This window comes from Leptotrichia hofstadii (assembly GCF_007990525.1).
Taxonomy (GTDB): domain Bacteria; phylum Fusobacteriota; class Fusobacteriia; order Fusobacteriales; family Leptotrichiaceae; genus Leptotrichia; species Leptotrichia hofstadii.
Genome location: NZ_AP019825.1, coordinates 1 through 16,635, shown reverse-complemented (window position 1 = coordinate 16,635; position 16,635 = coordinate 1). Strand labels below are relative to the sequence as shown.

Here is a 16,635-nt window from a genome sequence, read left to right as displayed (position 1 = left end):
GATATAATAGCACTGATAATTTCTATGATAATTTATCATTTTTTCAGAAAAATTAGTAAGATAGTGATGTATTCACTACCTTTGCAATGTTGTATTTATTGATTAAATCAATTTTGTACGTTACTTTTAGAAAGTTTTCTAAAAATAAAAGAAATAAAAGCAGGAGTTCCAATAGCAAAAGTAAGTTCAGCAAATTTCTTTGGAGTTTTATATTCCAAAACTATAACACCAAAAGATTTTAAAACTTCAACAATCCATTTGAGAACTTCTAATAAAACAGGCTCTAAAGCAGGAACAAATGTCGCATATGGTGCAAGCCAAAGAAAAATATAACTTGCAAATCCTAAATAAACAGAAATATTTTCGTCCAAGTTTTGAAATATCCTGATATATTCATTTAATCGAGGTTTCAAAAAAATAACTGGAAAATTTTCGATAACAACTTCAAATTCCTCTTCTTGAGTAGAATTGTAAGCGTCAATAGCGGAATTTATAACATTATTCCAGTAATTATGATTTTTTAGATAAATTTCATATAAAATTTTAAGATTTGAACTTATGGATTCAAATTGTCTGTGAATATCGTGAAAATTAATTTGTTTTGCCAAGATATTTAGATTAGTCAAATTAGCAAAACTCATTTGTTGATTGATTAAATTAACACTTTGGAATGCTGAATTATTAATAGCTTCTTGTAATTTTTGAACATTATTCATTGCTAATTGGATTCTTTGAATATTAGGATTATTCATCAATCTTTGAGCAGCTTCCATAGAAGCAAGTGATTTTTAGAATAAGATAATCAACACCTTTCAGTTTTAATATGTTTGGCGATATTATTATAACTCAAAAGGAGGTAAAAATGAAATAAGGGAGGCGTGAGAAATGAATTGAAAAGATATTGCTACAAATAATTTTATCAGCAACAACATCAATAATAACACTGTATATTTTGGCTAGATACTTTAGTTAGTAGCTTTAAAAATCAAAGCGAACCATTTCCAATGATTTATTAGATACCATACAACAATTGTTGTTAAAATACTTGTTAATATTGGAACAAAAATAGAAGTTAATATTTTAAGTGAAAAGATTTTAAGTTCAGTAATAAATTTATTTTACGTTCAATTTTAAAATCTTCAAGAAAGGCAATGCCGTTAGGATTAATTTCAATAATATCGTCATTAATGTTATTGTCGTAATAATTTGAAACATATTCAAAAAATATTATCGATCCTTATATCTAAAACATCTCTTGAATGATGATTGAATCGTTTTAATAAATCGTTATACCTAACTTTTTCTTTCAGAAATATATTTTAATATTTTCAAATCAATAGAGTTCATAGTAGTTCTCCTTTGTTTTGTTGATATTATAACACAAAATCAAAAAAGGAAAAATAAGGAGGCAAGAGAAATGCAAACAAGAGGTACGAATCCTAAGCCGACAACTCCTAGACCGTCAAATCCGAGAATAAAGCAGTTATACATCAATCCAAGAGAAAATATAAAAAGAGTGCATGGTGTAACTTTGAAAGTTTTGAAATTATTGAAGAAGAAGGTGTAACCGAAGATGAATTTGATATAATTGTCAAATCAATTAGAAACGAATTTAAGAGATTGAACGGAAATAGGAACAGAAATGCTGAGTTTAAAATAAAATTTAAAAGGCTTCGTTTGAACGATTTAAAGAAGTGCTTGAAAAATATGTGATTCAAAAGGTGTTTTATATAAAAAAGCACTTCAAATGAAGTGCATACTGTATTTTCATAATTTGATTATATCAAATTTAGTATAATTACTGAAGAGGTGTAGGAAATGAGATTCTCGACATATTTAAACAATGCCAAATGTATGGAGTGGAAAATAAATGCACAGCAAGGAATATTATTTGCTTTATTGTATGAAGCTCCAGCCTGGGCAAAAGAAGAAATAATTGAAAATAAACTTATTATTTTGTATCAAGAAATTTGATACTTGAAGAATTGCCGATGTTTTTTCCGAGTATCACGCATATTACTAAAAAAATATGGACGAAATTATTTAGTTAGTTCGAGATTAGCTGAAATTCTAGGTTTACAATTTGGTGGAAATATACAAGATATTGGAAACAAGACAAAAGGTAAATTTTATTATGACAATGTGACCAAGTTCTATTATGAGTGCATAGCAGACACGAATTTGACTTACAATGATGTTACTAAATTTAGGGCTATTTCTAATAAGCCAATTTCAGATAGGATAGAAGATTTTTCCAAAACTGAAACTAAGTTTATGGCTGAAAAAGGAATCACTCTTTCTAAAAAGGAATTTAGTGATTCTTACTTGGGACAGCAACTATTATCTGACAGGCTCCTTGCCCAGAGGAACTGTCTTAGCTACATTGCCAGCCGGGTATCGTCCAAACGTAAGTATTTCTGCCCCAGTTTTTTTTGGAACAGCAATAACTCGGGAACTATAAGAATAGGGACAGATGGGCGTATAACTTGGGAGTCATCAATCAACTTTCAAGGTACAATTTATGCAAACGTTTCTTATTTCATTAAATAAAAAAACATCAGAGGATAAGGAGGAAAATATAAATGAATGTTGTAATCTATAACAAAAAAAAGTCTCGGAATAATAGCGAGACCGATTATCACTAACTTGGAAGAGTTTAAAAGCAGTCCTAATCTGTTTTACCCAAATTGGGATTCAGAAAAGCATATCTGGAACGAATCAGAATATCAAAATCCAGTTTTGGATAACGGAAATCTAAGAGAGGCGACAAAAGAGGAGCTGTATAAGGCAGAAAAATACACTCTTGCGGATAATGAAATATTTGCAGATGGAGAAGTCAAAACAGTTGAACTATCTGAATGCGAGTATGTTGAAAATAACATCATCAAGTTAAATAGGAAAAAACGCATAGAACAGATAAAAAATGAACTCTATGATATAAGACTTGAATACGATGTTGCCCCATTTGAGTTCGAAGTAGGAGGGTTAAATACTTGCAGAATAATAGAAGTATTGACCAGTCCAACTTAACAAGAATAGTAGTAATGTGTCAAGCGATGAAAAAGACGGAATTTGAAAACTGGAAATTTTACACAAAATACAGCAGTGAGAAGTACGTGAATCTGACGTTGCAGGACATGATGAAAATGGCGAATATAATGCAGTCACAAACAACTAAAGCCATGGCTACTGAAACATTACTGTCTCACAGCTTAGAAAATTTAACCGATAAAGAGTTAAAAGAGTATGATGCTAAGGATAGATATGAAAAAGCGTATAAAAATATGTAAGGAGGTATTTATGCAATTAGAAAAGACAAGCTATATATCAGCTTCCATAAGCCAAAGAGTATCATAGGCTTTCTGATAACATTAAGGACATTAGGGAAGTATTCTCATTGCGAATTCATCTATAATGACTATGTATATTTATCAAATCCTGGAGGAGTACGTATAAAGCCTTTTGTCTATAAGGATAATATGGATATTTTTGAACTGGATAGCCACATTGAAATTCCAGTTGTGCTAGAAGAGTTTATGAAACTGAAGGGCAAAGGATACGACTACGGTGCAATTTTCTTTAGCCAATTATTGGAGCTGGGAATTGAGCATAAGGACAGGTACTTCTGTTCGGAGCTGTGCTTTTCCGATCTAAATATTTGAAATATTTGTACAATTTAAAGACACTGAAGGCTAATCAATTTAGCCCAGCCAAATTATACAAATATTTAAAAGATATGGAACTGTTAGGAAGAAAGGCGGAGTGAAAATGGAAATAAGGAATTTAATCGGAACCGAAATCATGGAGCAGGGAAAGTATTAAAAGTAACAGATGCCATGCTTGAAGGGGATAATATTGTTCTAATAACTGAAACAGTGGAAAAAGATATAAAGAAAAATGAGAAAAAGGAAGTGGTTTAGTATGGAAAGATTTGAAAGAATTTTTGACTATTTGTTAAGAGTTGAGGGAGGTTATTCTGATGACGAAAATGACAAGGGCGGAAAAACTAAGTATGGAATTACAGAAGAAGAAGCAAGAGACTTTGGATATAAGGGAGATATGCAAGACTTGACAAAAGACTTCGCAAAAAATATATATCTAAAAAATATTATCTTGGGAATAAATTAGATAAAGTCGTGGATGACAAAGTGGCTTTATCAATATGTGACTGGGCAGTTAATTAGGAAGAAATGGAACAAAAAACGCACAGATTGCTATAAACCAATTGACAAATGCAAATCTTGATGTAGACGGAATAATCGGAAACAAAACATTAGATGCATTAAATGCAGTAGATCCTGAAAAATTTTTAGAAGTTTATCATAACTTACAAAGAATCTATTACAAAGGAAAAGTTGAAGCTGACAGGACTCAAGAAAAATTTTTGACAGGATGGCTGAACAGGATTCAAAAAAAGGAGGAGTATTTGAGAGACTGGGATAAGGAAAATGTAGTAACAGAGAACAAAACATATTCTTTCAGCCAAACAAGTTTGGACAAAATGGAAAAAGTACATCAAAGCTGGTTGAAGTTATGAAAGAAGCAATTGAAAATAGCCCATTTGATTTTAGAATTACAGACGGAGCTAGGACAACGGAAGAACAGTTTGCCTTGTATCAAAAGGCAGAACTTTACCTGGACCAAAAGTAACAAATTGCGATGGGAAAAAATTTAAATCTAATCATCAAATAAAATCTGATGGATTCGGACATGCTGTCGATATTTTCCCTTGCGGAGTTGTCGAAAATGGAGTATATAGAAAATTTACATCTGAAGAAGGGTATGACGAGAAAAAATTAAAATTAATTGCAAATCACATCTTGGCAGTAGCAAAAGTAAAAATATAAATGTCGAATGGGGTGGAAACTGGAAAATGAAAGATACACCACATTTTGAACTGAAGTAATGTACAAATGGCTTGAGTACAAGCTGAATACAAGCGTTAAAACAATTTTGGTATAAATGGCTGGCTGGCAAGAAAAATTCACTGTAAAGCTTGCTAGCCACATTAGAAACGATATTAATAAAAACAAGGAAAAGGAGAGATGAAAATGGATAAATTAGCAAAATATATTTGACAGGTAAAATTTTAGAATTAGGGAAGACTTTAATTTACAAAACAGAAATAGTTGCAAAAGGAAAAGCTGGAGCAGAAAAATTTAATCAAGTGTATGAAGCTTTTGGGATAAATTAGAAGAGTTATTGGAAAAAGAAAAAACAATTGACAGAAAATGGATTCCTAACTTTGCTGAAGAAGTTGGGGAAGAAGTTCTGACAGAAGTCTTAAAGGAAGCTAGAAAAACATTTGACTTAAAAGTTATATTGCGACAAATTTTCGATGTAGAAAAAGCAGGAAACAAAACATACTTTAAAATTCATAAATAAGGAGCAGAAATGGAAAATTACTTGGTAGATGTGGTATTTATAGCGTATGGTCTAATTTTAGGAACATTAGGGAATTTGCTGTACAGGGTAAACAATCACTTGAAAATAAATCCGATAGCGGTTAGACTTCTGTACGGAATAATGGCATTGGCTTTATATGTATTGATGTATTTGGGATTCCTGAAAAAGATTCCTGAAATAGATATTGTAGTGATGTTGCTGATAATTGTTGTAGGATATTTTGTGGAACTGATAATTGAAGTTCTTGAGGACAAAGTGCCAAAGGCGTTGGACAGGCTTATTGATAAATGGTTAGGTGGTGGGAACAATGGCGACAGTTGGGGCAAAAAAGACGATTAGGGATTTAATATTTAAGGATAAAAGGCATAAGGATTTTCAAGAAAGTGAAAAGATAAATTTTGCAAATAAAGGGATAGTGAAATTGATTTTGCTTTATACTGTCAGTTCAATTTTGTCAGTAGCACAGAGAGACTGGCAGTACAAAAGAAATATAGAAAAATTGATCCTGGAAAATAAAACGCAAAAGATACATCTAATAGAGCAGTTAAGAGAAAAATCCTTGGTGGAAAATCTTATAATAGTCACGTTAAGTATAATAGTGTCTTTGATAATATTGTATTATTACAACAAAAAAATGAATGAAGTGAATAAGGGTAGCCAGAAATGGCTATCTTTTTTTGTGAAATGAAAAAAGTCAACTGAATTAAAATATATTGAAAAAATACAAAAAATATTTAATATTTTCAAATTTTTAGGGTATAATTGTAATAGATATACGATGCAGTATTAAAATTTTTGTTGCACTTTTGCAATAAAAATGATAACATATGTAACATATCACAGTGAGGAGGAATTATGAAACCATACAAGGATACTAGAATTGCTTTAGAGAAAAAATCTGAAGAATTTAAAATGCAGGAAACGTATTAATGGCACTAGATAATCCTCATTGTAATTCAGCAGTAGGAAGATACTACTATGCCATTTATATAAGAATAATGCAATTAACAAGAGTTTTAAATAAAGTAAAAAATACAGGAGATAAAAGGATTCACACCGATATACAATCAGAATGTTTAATAAACATTGCGACAAGAACATAATACCTAAAATGATAAAAAAGATGTGCAAGAAAAAGCGCTTTTATTAGTAGGAAGATTAGAAAAATGTTCTGATTACAGGTTAAAGGCTGATTATAAAGATGATTTTTTACAAGTTAATAATGTGAATTATTTAAAAAGACTTTAGATATTTTTGATGAAATTTATGATGAAATTCTTGAAATAATGGATGTAGAAAGTAATGAAGAATAAAGGTAGGTGTAGAAATGAAAAATGAAGAAATAAAATTTGGTGCTAAAAAATACTGAAGAAGCTATCTGAAACTTATAATGATTTAGAGGCTTTTGTATTTTATAACGATGAATTTGAACAATATGAACTCGTTATAAACTCGGTTTACGAAGAAGATGATGAATTTGTAAAACATTAAACAAACTTTTGATTTCTGAAATTATTTCAAAAAAAATGTATCTGTATTCTTATTTTACTGATGAATTTGAAGAGATGGCATCAAAATATCTTGATACGGATGATTGTGAGATAAGTATTATTTCGGAAGAGTTTTACAAAATGATATTAAACGAGCTGTTTCAAATTATGTGAAAAAAAATCCTGAGCAACTTGATTTGACAATTACGTTAGATACAAATGAAGATGCCAAAAGGACAATCACGATTAAAGATGACTTGCTTATAAAGGAAAGTGTTTTGGAGATATCCGACCTGTTTTACAAATAAAAGATGTCAAGAACACGAAAGAAGGGTGATTCAAATGAAAAAAATAAATAGAAAAATTTTGATAGATGATATACGGTTAATAAATTCAAAACTTAATATACAGGAAAAATTAGTAGAAAAATTCAATAATTCAGATAACCGAACTTTAAAAATGGATTTACAATTTAAATCTCCGAGATTTACTGAGATAAAAAAAGGTGCAGAAATGAAAAAAATATCGTTTGAACTTAAAATTTCAAACAATGATTATGAAATATTGAACATGGATTCAGAATACATAATTTCAATTATGTCGGAGAGTAGTATTAAAGACGAAAAAGAAGTCAAAAGATTGAAAAATACATCACAAATTTATTACGAGTAAAATTACAGAGGATATAAACGCTGTTATAAAAAACAGTATTTTCCCAATAGGTGTTCCGCATACCATTGAAGAATTATAAAAAGAGAGCTTAATCGCTCTCTTTTGTTTTATAGCTGTTTCCGTTTTATTTTCAAAATTTTCAAATCTTTCATTTATCGCTCCTTGATTTTTTTGATAAGGATTTGATAAAATGAATTTGTAAAGAGTTATTTTATTTCTCTATCAATGTTCTGGCATTGATAGAGGTATATTATAATAATCAATATAAATAGTGCTCTAAGTATGTGTGGTTAAGATTAGTGCGTACTTTCGCACCATAAAACCCACATAAAATAGTGGATTAGTTCAGTAATATCAGCACTTCTAAAGGTTGATATTTTTTTATTTTCACCTTTTATTAGCATTCTGAACATCAAGAATAAATTATATCTATCTGTTTCATCCATATTTTCTAACACTTCTTTTAAGATTTTTATATTGTCCAATTTTTCTTCACTTATTGTTTTATCTTTTATTATTCTATCAATATCATTCAAGGAATCTTCAAATACTCGTTTTCTATTTTCAGTTCCTCAAGTTTATCATTTAATTCAAATTCATTTATCAATTCTTTAGTAAATAATTCTAAATACTTAGTTCTTTCTCTATCTATTTTTTGATTTGCTTGTCTATATTTTCTCTATCTCTTTTATACTTTTCTAAATTAGGCTTTTCGTTTAAAACTCTAATTCTTTCAAATTCAATAATTTACGTATTATAAACTTTTCGGCTTTATTCATGGATATTGCCTTTTACATTTATCACATCTGTAATTAACGCTGTTTTAAACATTTTTCCACCACAGGTACATTCCAGTATTACGCTGTGAATAAAATTTGCCTTCTTTACGTATTACACGTTGCTTGAATAACATTTTGCACTTCTCTGAATAGATCTTCCTTATTAATGCTTGGTGATTTCCTTAAATATTGTTATTTCCTTGTTTATCTTAACTTCTCCAGTATTAATATTATTTTCTTTTCTACCATACATAAGATTGCCGATATAAAACTGTTTTGTAGAATCCATTTAATAGATGAAATATTTCTATTAAATATACTTGCTGTTTCAGAAATACTTTTAGTATTTAAGTATGTATTAAAATACTTATTACATCTTCAGAAGTTTCGTGATCTATTACAATATTATTATGTTCGTCTTTTTATAGCCAATTGGGATATTTCCACCTTGCCATATTCCTGCTTTGGCTCTAGCCCATTTATTTGACTTTACCCTCATTGATATTTGTTTTCTTTCGTAGTCTGCTAACACAGCAAATATTTGAAAGAACAACATACCGGTGGGGTTGTTGTATTTATTTCAGATTGTGAGATAGATACAAATTTTATATTACTTTTTTGAAGTTCCAAAACAAAATTTAACATAGTTAAAGTTATACGTGAAATACGAGAACTCTCGTAAACCACAAGCACATCAAATGATTTCTTTTGATTTCCTGTTGTAATTTAAGAAAGCCTTCACGATTATCATTACCTCCGCTTTCTACGTCCTGTATAACTTCTTTTAATTTGTAACCGCTCATTTTACAAAATCTTCGCATTTTCTTATCTGAAACTCAAGTGAACGCCCCTCTTCCTGCATTTCTGTGCTAACCCTAGCATATATAATGGCTTTCATCTATGCTCTCCTTTTGTCCTGTTCTGCTTTGATTTTGTATAATAGTTTTAATATTTCTTCCTTATTTTTCATTATCCCTCCGTTTCCGTCATATCAAAATAATTCGATATAACACAATCTTTTGAAACGTGTTTAGCAGTCTCTTCAAAAGTTGGACCGCTAAAACTTTCTTCTTGTATTTCTTCTCTGTCAATATACACTTTTGCTATGAATCTTATTTCATTTTCAATTTTATTTTGTAAATTTCGGCATGTTTTATCATTGATCCATTCTTTCCCAATCCTCAACTTCTCTCCTGTTTTGAGAACTTGAAAGCCTGTTTCTATAGTATCCCATAACCAAACATCAAATTTTTTTCTAACTTTTCTTCATCATTTATTATTTCTTCCGCCTCTTTTTCTGTATAGCCGTAATCATCGACTAAATCTATAACTTCAGCATTTGTACAGAAAGCATTTGCATTGCTGTTTGCATAAAATCCTACCTTGTATTTGCTCATTTGTTCTCCTCCTGTTTGTTACAAAAGTACCCTCAATTAATCCTCTCTTTTATCTTACAAGTAAACTTTGCGAAGTCTCCAAATGTACTCCAGCAATTTCTTCTCCGTTCTTAATTGCTTTTTTGATTTCTTCTTTTTCTATTTTATCGCTCTGAATCATAGTTACAAATTTTGCTGGTATTAAACTTTTGTCGTCAATCACTAAAGATGGATTGTTATTTTTAATTGTAAATGTACCTGTTTCAGTTTCTATTCTCTTAACATCCAATCCTTGCATGGCTTCTAAGATTAAACTTTTAGTGCTTTTTTCTTTCGCTTGCTTGTTTTGCTTTTTTAGTATAGAAATCAGCAATTTCTTTGCATTTTCTGCTTTTAATTCTAAATCTTTCAATAGTAATTCCAGTTGGTCCGATTTTTCTTCTAATAGCAATGAAACACTTTCTTTTGTATCATTTATTGTTTGTTCGTCCAATTCATTATTTTGGTTATCCAAAAAATTTATTATATTATTTATTTCTTTTAATTCGTATTTTATTAAACTCAAATTATTCATTTTGTTTTCTCCTTTCTATCATTTCTTATTCTTATCAAAAAGGAAATCCTTCGTCCTCATCAGAATCATAACGATTTCTGTTATTATTTTCACCGTTACCACTGTTTTTGCTGTCAATAAATTCAAAAGTATTTGCCAAAACTCTTGTAAATTTCCTTTTTTCTCCGTTCTGTTCGTAACTGTTTACGCTTAAACGTCCTTGTATTAATATTCTGTTGCCTTTCCCAAAATATTCTGCTATATTCTCAGCCGTCTTTTCCCAAGCCACACAGTCGATAAACTCAGCTTCATCTTTTGTTTTCTGTACAGCCAATGTAAAAGTTGTATATGCCTTCCGTTTGATGTATATTTTAGCTCGGATCTCGTGTTAATCTTCCCATTAATATTGCTACGTTCATAATTTATGCTCCCTTCTTTTGCTTATTGTTTTTATATAGTTACATAATTTTTCTAAATCTTTAATTGGAACTTTGCTTAAATTGTCTGTTGAATTAGCGAGTAAATATTTATCTATCTCTTTTCATTTCCTTTTAAATGTTCATTTATATATTTAACTGCTTTTGATTTTCTCCTCTTCTGTCGAATATTCTTTAGGTTTATTTTGTTGCTTATCTTTGTCAATTGTTGCGTTAATCATATCGTCTTCCACTATTTCTAAAGCGTTTAGATAACAGTAACGTTTTAAATAAGTATGCGTACTTCCTATCATTTGTAATCCATTCTGTCCTTTTAAAACTATTTCAGCCTTTGGAGTTACAAAAGTGATTGTTTCGTCCGTTTTCTCTGTATTAATTACAGTTAATACACCTTCGTTTTCTAGCAAATCAAATTTTGAAAAAAGTTTTAAGTTTTCAAATATTTCATTCACTTTTGGCAAGAAGTCTTTTAGTTCAAAATATTTAAAGCCGGAAAATTTATTATGCCCTCCCATTTTCAATCCCAAACTTTGCAATTCAACTCTAGCCTTTTGTAATTTTTCGTAAATGTTCATTATTCTTTTCCTCCCATTTATCATTGTCTTGTTTTAATTCCTTGTTAAGTTCCTGCAAGTTCTTAAAGATTCTTAAAAAGTTAAGACTTGCGTTTTGTTGTTTTATATAGTCATCTGTAAACATTATTTTGGTTCAGCAATAATTTCTCGATTCTTTCAAATTCTCTATCACATTCTTCTTGTGTATCAAAACGAAGAACAAAGACTTCTTGAGAATACGAAAATTTTATTTCAAATTCCCTTTTTCCTATAGTATGAAAATTTGACAAATTAAGTAAAATATCTTTAATTTTTATCCACATAGTTTTCTCCTTTAAAAAAATTCTCCCTTTTACAAGACCCATAAATTCCTTAATTCTGCTTGGCACATACCATAGTAGTAGTGCCATTAAAATGGAAACACTGTATTACCGCCAAATATCCAATGCCCTTTAACTCTAATCGTTTCAATCTGCATTAGAGCAGTTGTTATAATTAGAATTATCCATTTTATTGCACTCTTTGTTGTCAGCATTTTTTCCTCCATTTCTTCAATTTCCTGTTTATCCATTTCTTTTTCCAGCTGTTCTCTTATTGTCATATTTTGCCTCCTGAAATTTATTTAAGATTATTAATATCTTATCCAAACCCACAATCGCTTATGGGCTTGGTAAAATATCAATTTATTTCCAGTTCGGATTAAAAAGTAGTGGCTTTGGTTGTTTTTTGTTAAACAGCCTTTTGATTCTATTTTTTAGTTTCTTTGCTGTTTTAATTCCTTTTTCATTTTCTCGTTATTGCTGTTTACTAATGTTACCGATTCAAAATTCATTGTTATTCCTCCTATGCTATTTTTTTTAGTTGTTACAGTTACATCTACAATTTCATCTTCCCACTCTGCTTCTGATGTCCGTTGTCGTATGTTATTACTCCAACTTGATAACTTTTTTCAACTTGTTCCTCATATTCAAAGTTCTCAAAATATTCACGAATTTTCATAACTTCCTTTGTTGTGGCTCCGTCCAATATCCAGCTCATAAGCCAATTGTTCAACCATTCTTGAGTATATTCGATTTCATCGTTATCGTTTACCTTTAGTTCTTCACTATCAATTAAATCGAATATTACGCCTCTTACTTTTTCTAAAGCTGTCATTTTATCATCTCCTATTTATAACATTATGTAACGTTTTGTTACATAAATTCCTTTAAAAAAGTAGTCTTATCTTGACTACAAAATTATTATAACACATTTGTAACAAAAATGCAACACTTTTTTGTAACAAAATTGTTACTTTTTGAAAAAATGTGGTAAAATTAGAATAAGAAAGCAGGAGGAATACTTATGAAACTAGGGGAATTATTAAAAGAAAAGAGAGAGCAAAGAAATTTAACTTTGCGACAAGTAGAGAATAAATTAAAAGGAAAAATATTAATTACAGTCACACAAGTATAAAAAGATTAGAGAATGAGGAACACGAAAAAGTTCCAATAAAAGTTTTATCGGCTTTAGCAGAAATATTTAATCTAAATAAAATAGAATTGTTTAATCTGGCTGGTGCTGCCTTAGATAAAATAGACGATGATAGGGTTTTACAATTGAACAGAAGAGAAAAATTGCAAAGAGAGAAATTTTTAGAAGATAATGCCGTATTTTTCTTTAATGATGAAAATGTTTCGGAAGAAGACAAAGACAAGTTAATGCTTGCTCTGAATAACGCATATTTTAGATCAAAAGAAATAAAAAGGGATAAGAAAAATAAAAAATAGCCATTATTGGAGGAATATGAAAAAGAATTTTGTATTAAGAGTAAAAAATCTGATAGAAAAATACAGAACAAAGAATCCTTTTGAAATTTATGAAAGAGCAGGCGTTGAAATAATATTTCAGTATTTAGGAAAAATAAAAGGATTTCATGTAAGAAACGCTGGAGTCAGTTTAATAATGATTAACAGCAAACTTTCTGAATTAATGATAATTATAGTGCTGTTACACGAGTTAGACATGCCGTATTGAAGCATCCAACAAAAGATATTTCTTTTATGAAAGATAATTTTTTGGATTTTCCAACCAGCTAGAAAACGAAGCAAATTTATTTTTGGCAGAATTTTTATTTAATTACATTCCGCTAGAGGATTATTTTGTTGGAAAAGAAGAAGAAAAGCATTGATGAGATTGGCGGAGTTTAAAAGTAGATTTGGGAAATAAAGATAAATAAAAAAGAGATTTAAAAGGGTTTATTGAGGAAAACTATAGTTAAGATACGGAGAAAAATGTGGAACATATAGATTTTCTCCAAGAAATGAAAAATAAATTTGAAATAATACAATTTTAAATAATTTGTTATCTGCAAAAGATAACAAGCTATACTATAATATGAAAGAGATAAGGTTTTTTGAAGCTTGTTGCTTCCGCTTTTCACACTATTAACCAGCAGTTGTTTCAGACACATGAAAAATATATTACAATGAAATAAAGAGTGAAATAATAGATTTTTTTTGCAAAACAAATATTTAAAATTATTTAATAATGAAATTAGAATATCTGAAGATAATTATAAGACAATGCTGGATTTTACAATGTTAAAGAAGCAAGAAAATGAGAATGATACATTTGGAAAAATAAAAATATAATATTAGAGAAAAAGTTATTGAATAATAGTAATTTGATTTATAGCTATCTATTAAGTAATATTGGAGAAATTACTAACAATAGTTATGAACATGGAGAAACAGCGGTAGCATATATATGTGGGCAGTATTATCCTAGACTTAGCAAACTTTCTTTTCGGTAAGCAATTTAGGAAAAACAATAAATGAAAAGGTAAAAGAAGTTAAACCTAATTTATCAAATAAAAATGTATAGAATGGATATTTAAAGAAGGTACAACCACAAGAAAAGATGGAACATCGGGCGGTTATGGTTTGTATGATTTAAAAGAAATGGTTGAAGAATTAGAAGGGAATATAACAGTAGTTTCGGTATGATTATTATTCTGTTGATAAAAACAGAAAACAGTTTATAATAGACTAACTAACAAATATAAAGGAACAACGATTATTATTGATATTTATTATAAAAGATAATGATAGCTTAAAGGAGGAAAATGGAAATAAATGTAAAAGAATTAATTAAAACAGAATTTGCAATTAAAGCTGAAAAAGGAGAAATTTTGCACAAAGAATTAGAAAAGGGATAAAAAAGAACGAAGAAATCGTGTTAGATTTTAGTGGAATCGAGGCGAGCACAACAAGATTTTTTAATGTTTCAATAGGGAAACTTTATGGAGAATTTTCAGAGGAAACAATTGACAACATAAAATAAATAATGCCAACGAAGTTGTAGCTAATCAGATAGAGGTGTCTAAAAATGGATCAAAAATATTTTACTCATCTAAATAATTATGATTTAAGAACAATTAATGAAAAAAAAGTAATATTTGATACAAATGTTCTGGTAAACCTCTATCATCCTGAAATAAACAAAAATAATACGATAAACCAAAACTACATTTCAAAAATAGAAGATTTACTCATAGATTGTAAAATAAAAAAATAAAAATAAAGATAATAATTCCCATTATATCAGAATTTTATAATTTAGCATTGAATGCTGCTTTTGAAGACTATAAAATAAGTAAACTTAAAGATGAAAAATTTACTAAAAAAGATTATCGAAAAACTCCTGAGTTTAAAATTTCAAACGCAGGAATAATAAAGATAATAAATGACATTCTTCTGCATCAAGAATTTGAAGTTGAGCATTATAATTTTGAATATGAAAAATAGAAAATAAAGAAACGTTGTTATCTAGTTTGGATTTTACAGATTTAATAATAAGTAAATATTGTGAAGAAAAAAGATGTTTGTTTAGTAACTTTAGATAGTGATTTTAGAAAAACTTTTAGAAGAAATTTAAAATTTAGTATAATATCTAACTGATAAGTAAAGGCACTTTTAACTGGTTTTTTTAATACTTTCAATTTTCTTTGAAATATGATATAATTTAATAAATTATAAAATAGAAAGCGAGGAAAAGAATGAAAAGATATTATTGGTTTTGACGATGATGTTATTTGTATTCAGTTGTGGAACACCGCAAGCACAGAAAGATTTAGAAAGTGTATTAAAGGCACTTCAAACTGGAGATGCAAAAAAATAAAGGAGTTGAATCCTAATTCGAACTTTTGGCAAACGATGAAACTGTAAAAATTTTCTTAAGCGGATACAAAAAAATGAGTTACAAAATCAAGAAAACAAAAGTGGAAGGAGACAAAGCAATTGTAAATCTTGATATAAAAGCTCCTGATCTGAGTTCTTATTTTCCAGAATTTATGCAACAAGGAATGGCATTAGCTTTTTCAAATTTTGGAAAAAGTGAAGAAGAAATGAAAAACTTGGAGAAGAATTTACAACAAAATATTTTGAGGAAAAATTAAAGTCAAAAGATTTGAAGTTTAATGAGAAAAATATGGATGTTGTGTTGAAAAGAATGGTAAAATTGGCAAGTTTATGGACAAGACGAAAAAATAAAGAATTTTTTGAAGTGCTTACTTTGGTTTTTTCAAAATTAGCAGAAAATACAAATGGAGCTTCCGAACAAAAGCAACCTACCAAGTATTTTAAAAGGTGAAAGAGGCGTAATTGAAAATACGGCACAAACTGTAACAGATGTTAAAGTTGTAAAAAGGAGAGTATTCACAACCTAAAGAAGGGAATGAATACATAGTTATAAAACTTACTAAAGAAAATGTTTCAAAAAATATAGTGCCAGGTGCAATATCAGAACATTACCAAATTGAAACTAAGGATAAAAAACTAATTAAACCAGACGTAAGTGTTGTTGAATTTGGAGAATTTAATTTTGATGATATACCAGTTGGAAACAAAATTGACCAGACAATTGTCTTTGAAGTTCCAAAAGGGCAAGCAGGAACTTTTAACATAATAGAAAACGGACATAAACTGGCTGTATATGATATAGGATTATAAAAAATAAAAGGAAGCTGTAAAAAGCTTCTTTTTTGTTTTAAAAATTTTGTTGCAAAAATGTTACAAATGAGGTATAATGATTTTGAGGTGATAAAATTGAAAATAGAAGAAAAAAGAATGAGGACTATTAAAAGCCTTATTTTTTCAAGAGGTTTAACAATGAAAGAAGTGATGGAAAAATTTGGATACAATAGTTATGAAGGCTTTAAAAGAGCCATAAAACAAAATAGAAGAAACAGATATAATGAAGTCCTTAGTTATTTGAAGGATTAATTTTTTTGATTATTTTGTAACATTAAAGTTACAAAAACAAATCCCAAAAGAAAAGGAAGGAGGTGTGAGATGAAAATAAGAGTTAAGAAAGGAGAGAAATGAAA

39 protein-coding genes and 2 pseudogenes are annotated in these 16,635 nt (G+C 29.0%); 27 read left to right on the top strand and 14 right to left on the bottom strand.

Translation table 11 applies throughout. The features are described 5' to 3' along the window. Positions 1–107: 107 nt before the first annotated feature. Complete coding sequence (locus FVE77_RS12380) at positions 108–752, bottom strand: hypothetical protein (RefSeq protein WP_146968020.1); 645 nt, start codon at positions 750–752, stop codon at positions 108–110. Positions 753–1,417: 665 nt separating this feature from the next. Here FVE77_RS12380 and FVE77_RS12565 point away from each other — a divergent pair. The 17 genes from FVE77_RS12565 to FVE77_RS12330 all read left to right on the top strand — a co-directional run bounded on the left by FVE77_RS12565 (position 1,418) and on the right by FVE77_RS12330 (position 7,568). Then, entirely contained in the window at positions 1,418–1,567 is a 150-nt protein-coding gene (locus FVE77_RS12565) for a hypothetical protein (RefSeq protein ID WP_154669774.1), read from the top strand. Positions 1,568–1,818: 251 nt separating this feature from the next. Further along, positions 1,819–1,974: a hypothetical protein gene (locus FVE77_RS12560; protein ID WP_154669773.1), complete on the top strand. Its 156-nt coding sequence runs from the start codon at positions 1,819–1,821 to the stop codon at positions 1,972–1,974. Between the two features lie 3 nt (positions 1,975–1,977). Beyond that, a complete protein-coding gene (locus tag FVE77_RS12945; RefSeq protein WP_232052998.1) occupies positions 1,978–2,550 on the top strand; it encodes a hypothetical protein in 573 nt (190 codons plus the stop codon). A gap of 96 nt (positions 2,551–2,646) precedes the next feature. Next, complete coding sequence (locus tag FVE77_RS12370) at positions 2,647–3,030, top strand: hypothetical protein (protein ID WP_146968017.1); 384 nt, start codon at positions 2,647–2,649, stop codon at positions 3,028–3,030. Further along, a complete protein-coding gene (locus tag FVE77_RS12365; RefSeq protein WP_146968015.1) occupies positions 2,994–3,290 on the top strand; it encodes a hypothetical protein in 297 nt (98 codons plus the stop codon). The genes FVE77_RS12370 and FVE77_RS12365 overlap by 37 nt, the downstream gene beginning before the upstream one ends. 189 nt (positions 3,291–3,479) lie before the next feature. Then, positions 3,480–3,662, top strand: coding sequence for a hypothetical protein (locus tag FVE77_RS12940; protein ID WP_232052997.1), 183 nt, complete (start codon positions 3,480–3,482; stop codon positions 3,660–3,662). A gap of 259 nt (positions 3,663–3,921) precedes the next feature. Beyond that, complete coding sequence (locus FVE77_RS12935; RefSeq protein ID WP_232052996.1) at positions 3,922–4,128, top strand: glycosyl hydrolase 108 family protein; 207 nt, start codon at positions 3,922–3,924, stop codon at positions 4,126–4,128. 97 nt (positions 4,129–4,225) lie between these two features. Continuing rightward, a complete protein-coding gene (locus tag FVE77_RS12930; RefSeq protein ID WP_232052995.1) occupies positions 4,226–4,537 on the top strand; it encodes a putative peptidoglycan-binding domain-containing protein in 312 nt (103 codons plus the stop codon). A gap of 258 nt (positions 4,538–4,795) precedes the next feature. Then, a complete protein-coding gene (locus tag FVE77_RS13060; RefSeq protein WP_332102989.1) occupies positions 4,796–4,906 on the top strand; it encodes a M15 family metallopeptidase in 111 nt (36 codons plus the stop codon). Between the two features lie 296 nt (positions 4,907–5,202). Then, positions 5,203–5,385 carry a hypothetical protein gene (locus FVE77_RS12920; protein ID WP_232052994.1) on the top strand — a complete coding sequence of 61 codons (183 nt, stop codon included), beginning with the start codon at positions 5,203–5,205 and terminating at the stop codon, positions 5,383–5,385. Between the two features lie 9 nt (positions 5,386–5,394). Beyond that, positions 5,395–5,745 (top strand): hypothetical protein, encoded by a 351-nt coding sequence (locus tag FVE77_RS12340; RefSeq protein ID WP_006803928.1) that lies wholly within the window; start codon positions 5,395–5,397, stop codon positions 5,743–5,745. Next, positions 5,714–6,094, top strand: a complete 381-nt coding sequence (locus tag FVE77_RS12335) for a hypothetical protein (protein ID WP_146968013.1) — start codon at positions 5,714–5,716, stop codon at positions 6,092–6,094. The genes FVE77_RS12340 and FVE77_RS12335 overlap by 32 nt, the downstream gene beginning before the upstream one ends. A gap of 241 nt (positions 6,095–6,335) precedes the next feature. Beyond that, positions 6,336–6,509 (top strand): hypothetical protein, encoded by a 174-nt coding sequence (locus FVE77_RS12555; protein ID WP_154669772.1) that lies wholly within the window; start codon positions 6,336–6,338, stop codon positions 6,507–6,509. 22 nt (positions 6,510–6,531) lie between these two features. Continuing rightward, positions 6,532–6,654 (top strand): hypothetical protein, encoded by a 123-nt coding sequence (locus FVE77_RS13045; protein ID WP_269472257.1) that lies wholly within the window; start codon positions 6,532–6,534, stop codon positions 6,652–6,654. A gap of 251 nt (positions 6,655–6,905) precedes the next feature. Then, a complete protein-coding gene (locus FVE77_RS12740) occupies positions 6,906–7,070 on the top strand; it encodes a hypothetical protein (RefSeq protein ID WP_172966439.1) in 165 nt (54 codons plus the stop codon). Beyond that, a complete protein-coding gene (locus FVE77_RS12550; RefSeq protein ID WP_154669771.1) occupies positions 7,067–7,204 on the top strand; it encodes a hypothetical protein in 138 nt (45 codons plus the stop codon). Before FVE77_RS12740 ends, FVE77_RS12550 begins: the two co-directional genes overlap by 4 nt. A gap of 34 nt (positions 7,205–7,238) precedes the next feature. Next, the gene (locus FVE77_RS12330) at positions 7,239–7,568 is read left to right on the top strand and encodes a hypothetical protein (protein ID WP_146968011.1); all 330 of its coding nucleotides are present in this window, start codon (positions 7,239–7,241) and stop codon (positions 7,566–7,568) included. A gap of 296 nt (positions 7,569–7,864) precedes the next feature. Here the strand turns inward: FVE77_RS12330 and FVE77_RS12325 are convergent, their stop codons facing one another. From FVE77_RS12325 to FVE77_RS12280, 13 genes and pseudogenes are all read right to left on the bottom strand, one after another. Further along, positions 7,865–8,104: a hypothetical protein gene (locus FVE77_RS12325; protein WP_146968008.1), complete on the bottom strand. Its 240-nt coding sequence runs from the start codon at positions 8,102–8,104 to the stop codon at positions 7,865–7,867. Between the two features lie 406 nt (positions 8,105–8,510). Continuing rightward, positions 8,511–8,636: a hypothetical protein gene (locus tag FVE77_RS13040; RefSeq protein ID WP_269472259.1), complete on the bottom strand. Its 126-nt coding sequence runs from the start codon at positions 8,634–8,636 to the stop codon at positions 8,511–8,513. 228 nt (positions 8,637–8,864) lie between these two features. Continuing rightward, positions 8,865–9,034 (bottom strand): annotated as a pseudogene (locus FVE77_RS13115) (recombinase family protein); the annotation flags it as partial. Continuing rightward, a complete protein-coding gene (locus FVE77_RS12545) occupies positions 9,001–9,168 on the bottom strand; it encodes a hypothetical protein (protein WP_172966431.1) in 168 nt (55 codons plus the stop codon). The gene FVE77_RS12545 and the pseudogene FVE77_RS13115, both read right to left, overlap by 34 nt. 148 nt (positions 9,169–9,316) lie before the next feature. Continuing rightward, complete coding sequence (locus tag FVE77_RS12310) at positions 9,317–9,532, bottom strand: hypothetical protein (RefSeq protein ID WP_146968004.1); 216 nt, start codon at positions 9,530–9,532, stop codon at positions 9,317–9,319. Between the two features lie 35 nt (positions 9,533–9,567). Next, positions 9,568–9,744 (bottom strand): hypothetical protein, encoded by a 177-nt coding sequence (locus FVE77_RS12540; protein WP_154669769.1) that lies wholly within the window; start codon positions 9,742–9,744, stop codon positions 9,568–9,570. Positions 9,745–9,793: 49 nt separating this feature from the next. Next, positions 9,794–10,297, bottom strand: a complete 504-nt coding sequence (locus FVE77_RS12305; RefSeq protein WP_146968001.1) for a siphovirus Gp157 family protein — start codon at positions 10,295–10,297, stop codon at positions 9,794–9,796. Positions 10,298–10,331: 34 nt separating this feature from the next. Continuing rightward, a complete protein-coding gene (locus tag FVE77_RS12300) occupies positions 10,332–10,610 on the bottom strand; it encodes a single-stranded DNA-binding protein (RefSeq protein WP_232053000.1) in 279 nt (92 codons plus the stop codon). A 237-nt stretch (positions 10,611–10,847) separates the two neighbouring features. After that, positions 10,848–11,288: an ERF family protein gene (locus tag FVE77_RS12295; RefSeq protein WP_172966436.1), complete on the bottom strand. Its 441-nt coding sequence runs from the start codon at positions 11,286–11,288 to the stop codon at positions 10,848–10,850. Next, positions 11,257–11,412 carry an enterotoxin type A gene (locus FVE77_RS12290; protein WP_146967997.1) on the bottom strand — a complete coding sequence of 52 codons (156 nt, stop codon included), beginning with the start codon at positions 11,410–11,412 and terminating at the stop codon, positions 11,257–11,259. Before FVE77_RS12290 ends, FVE77_RS12295 begins: the two co-directional genes overlap by 32 nt. After that, positions 11,399–11,677 (bottom strand): hypothetical protein, encoded by a 279-nt coding sequence (locus tag FVE77_RS12285; protein ID WP_172966435.1) that lies wholly within the window; start codon positions 11,675–11,677, stop codon positions 11,399–11,401. Before FVE77_RS12285 ends, FVE77_RS12290 begins: the two co-directional genes overlap by 14 nt. After that, entirely contained in the window at positions 11,677–11,868 is a 192-nt protein-coding gene (locus tag FVE77_RS12735) for a hypothetical protein (RefSeq protein WP_172966430.1), read from the bottom strand. The genes FVE77_RS12285 and FVE77_RS12735 overlap by 1 nt, the downstream gene beginning before the upstream one ends. Positions 11,869–12,143: 275 nt before the next feature. After that, entirely contained in the window at positions 12,144–12,422 is a 279-nt protein-coding gene (locus tag FVE77_RS12280) for a hypothetical protein (RefSeq protein ID WP_146967993.1), read from the bottom strand. Positions 12,423–12,808: 386 nt separating this feature from the next. Between FVE77_RS12280 and FVE77_RS12535 the strand changes: the two genes are divergently transcribed. The 10 genes and pseudogenes from FVE77_RS12535 to FVE77_RS12250 form a co-directional block, all read left to right on the top strand. Further along, complete coding sequence (locus FVE77_RS12535; protein WP_172966434.1) at positions 12,809–13,036, top strand: hypothetical protein; 228 nt, start codon at positions 12,809–12,811, stop codon at positions 13,034–13,036. Between the two features lie 16 nt (positions 13,037–13,052). Continuing rightward, positions 13,053–13,283, top strand: a complete 231-nt coding sequence (locus FVE77_RS12275) for a hypothetical protein (RefSeq protein WP_146967991.1) — start codon at positions 13,053–13,055, stop codon at positions 13,281–13,283. Between the two features lie 482 nt (positions 13,284–13,765). Then, the gene (locus FVE77_RS13035; RefSeq protein ID WP_269472258.1) at positions 13,766–13,900 is read left to right on the top strand and encodes a hypothetical protein; all 135 of its coding nucleotides are present in this window, start codon (positions 13,766–13,768) and stop codon (positions 13,898–13,900) included. Positions 13,901–13,917: 17 nt separating this feature from the next. Further along, positions 13,918–14,061 (top strand): hypothetical protein, encoded by a 144-nt coding sequence (locus tag FVE77_RS12530; protein WP_154669767.1) that lies wholly within the window; start codon positions 13,918–13,920, stop codon positions 14,059–14,061. Between the two features lie 422 nt (positions 14,062–14,483). Beyond that, a complete protein-coding gene (locus FVE77_RS12270) occupies positions 14,484–14,591 on the top strand; it encodes an STAS-like domain-containing protein (protein WP_232052999.1) in 108 nt (35 codons plus the stop codon). Positions 14,592–14,636: 45 nt separating this feature from the next. After that, positions 14,637–14,825 (top strand): hypothetical protein, encoded by a 189-nt coding sequence (locus FVE77_RS12265; protein WP_146967987.1) that lies wholly within the window; start codon positions 14,637–14,639, stop codon positions 14,823–14,825. Between the two features lie 47 nt (positions 14,826–14,872). Then, entirely contained in the window at positions 14,873–15,055 is a 183-nt protein-coding gene (locus tag FVE77_RS12260) for a hypothetical protein (RefSeq protein WP_146967985.1), read from the top strand. A gap of 398 nt (positions 15,056–15,453) precedes the next feature. Then, complete coding sequence (locus tag FVE77_RS12255) at positions 15,454–15,705, top strand: hypothetical protein (protein WP_172966433.1); 252 nt, start codon at positions 15,454–15,456, stop codon at positions 15,703–15,705. Between the two features lie 11 nt (positions 15,706–15,716). Further along, complete coding sequence (locus tag FVE77_RS12525; RefSeq protein WP_172966432.1) at positions 15,717–15,899, top strand: hypothetical protein; 183 nt, start codon at positions 15,717–15,719, stop codon at positions 15,897–15,899. A gap of 68 nt (positions 15,900–15,967) precedes the next feature. Next, positions 15,968–16,258: pseudogene (locus FVE77_RS12250) on the top strand (hypothetical protein); the annotation flags it as partial. Between the last annotated feature and the right edge of the window lie 377 nt (positions 16,259–16,635).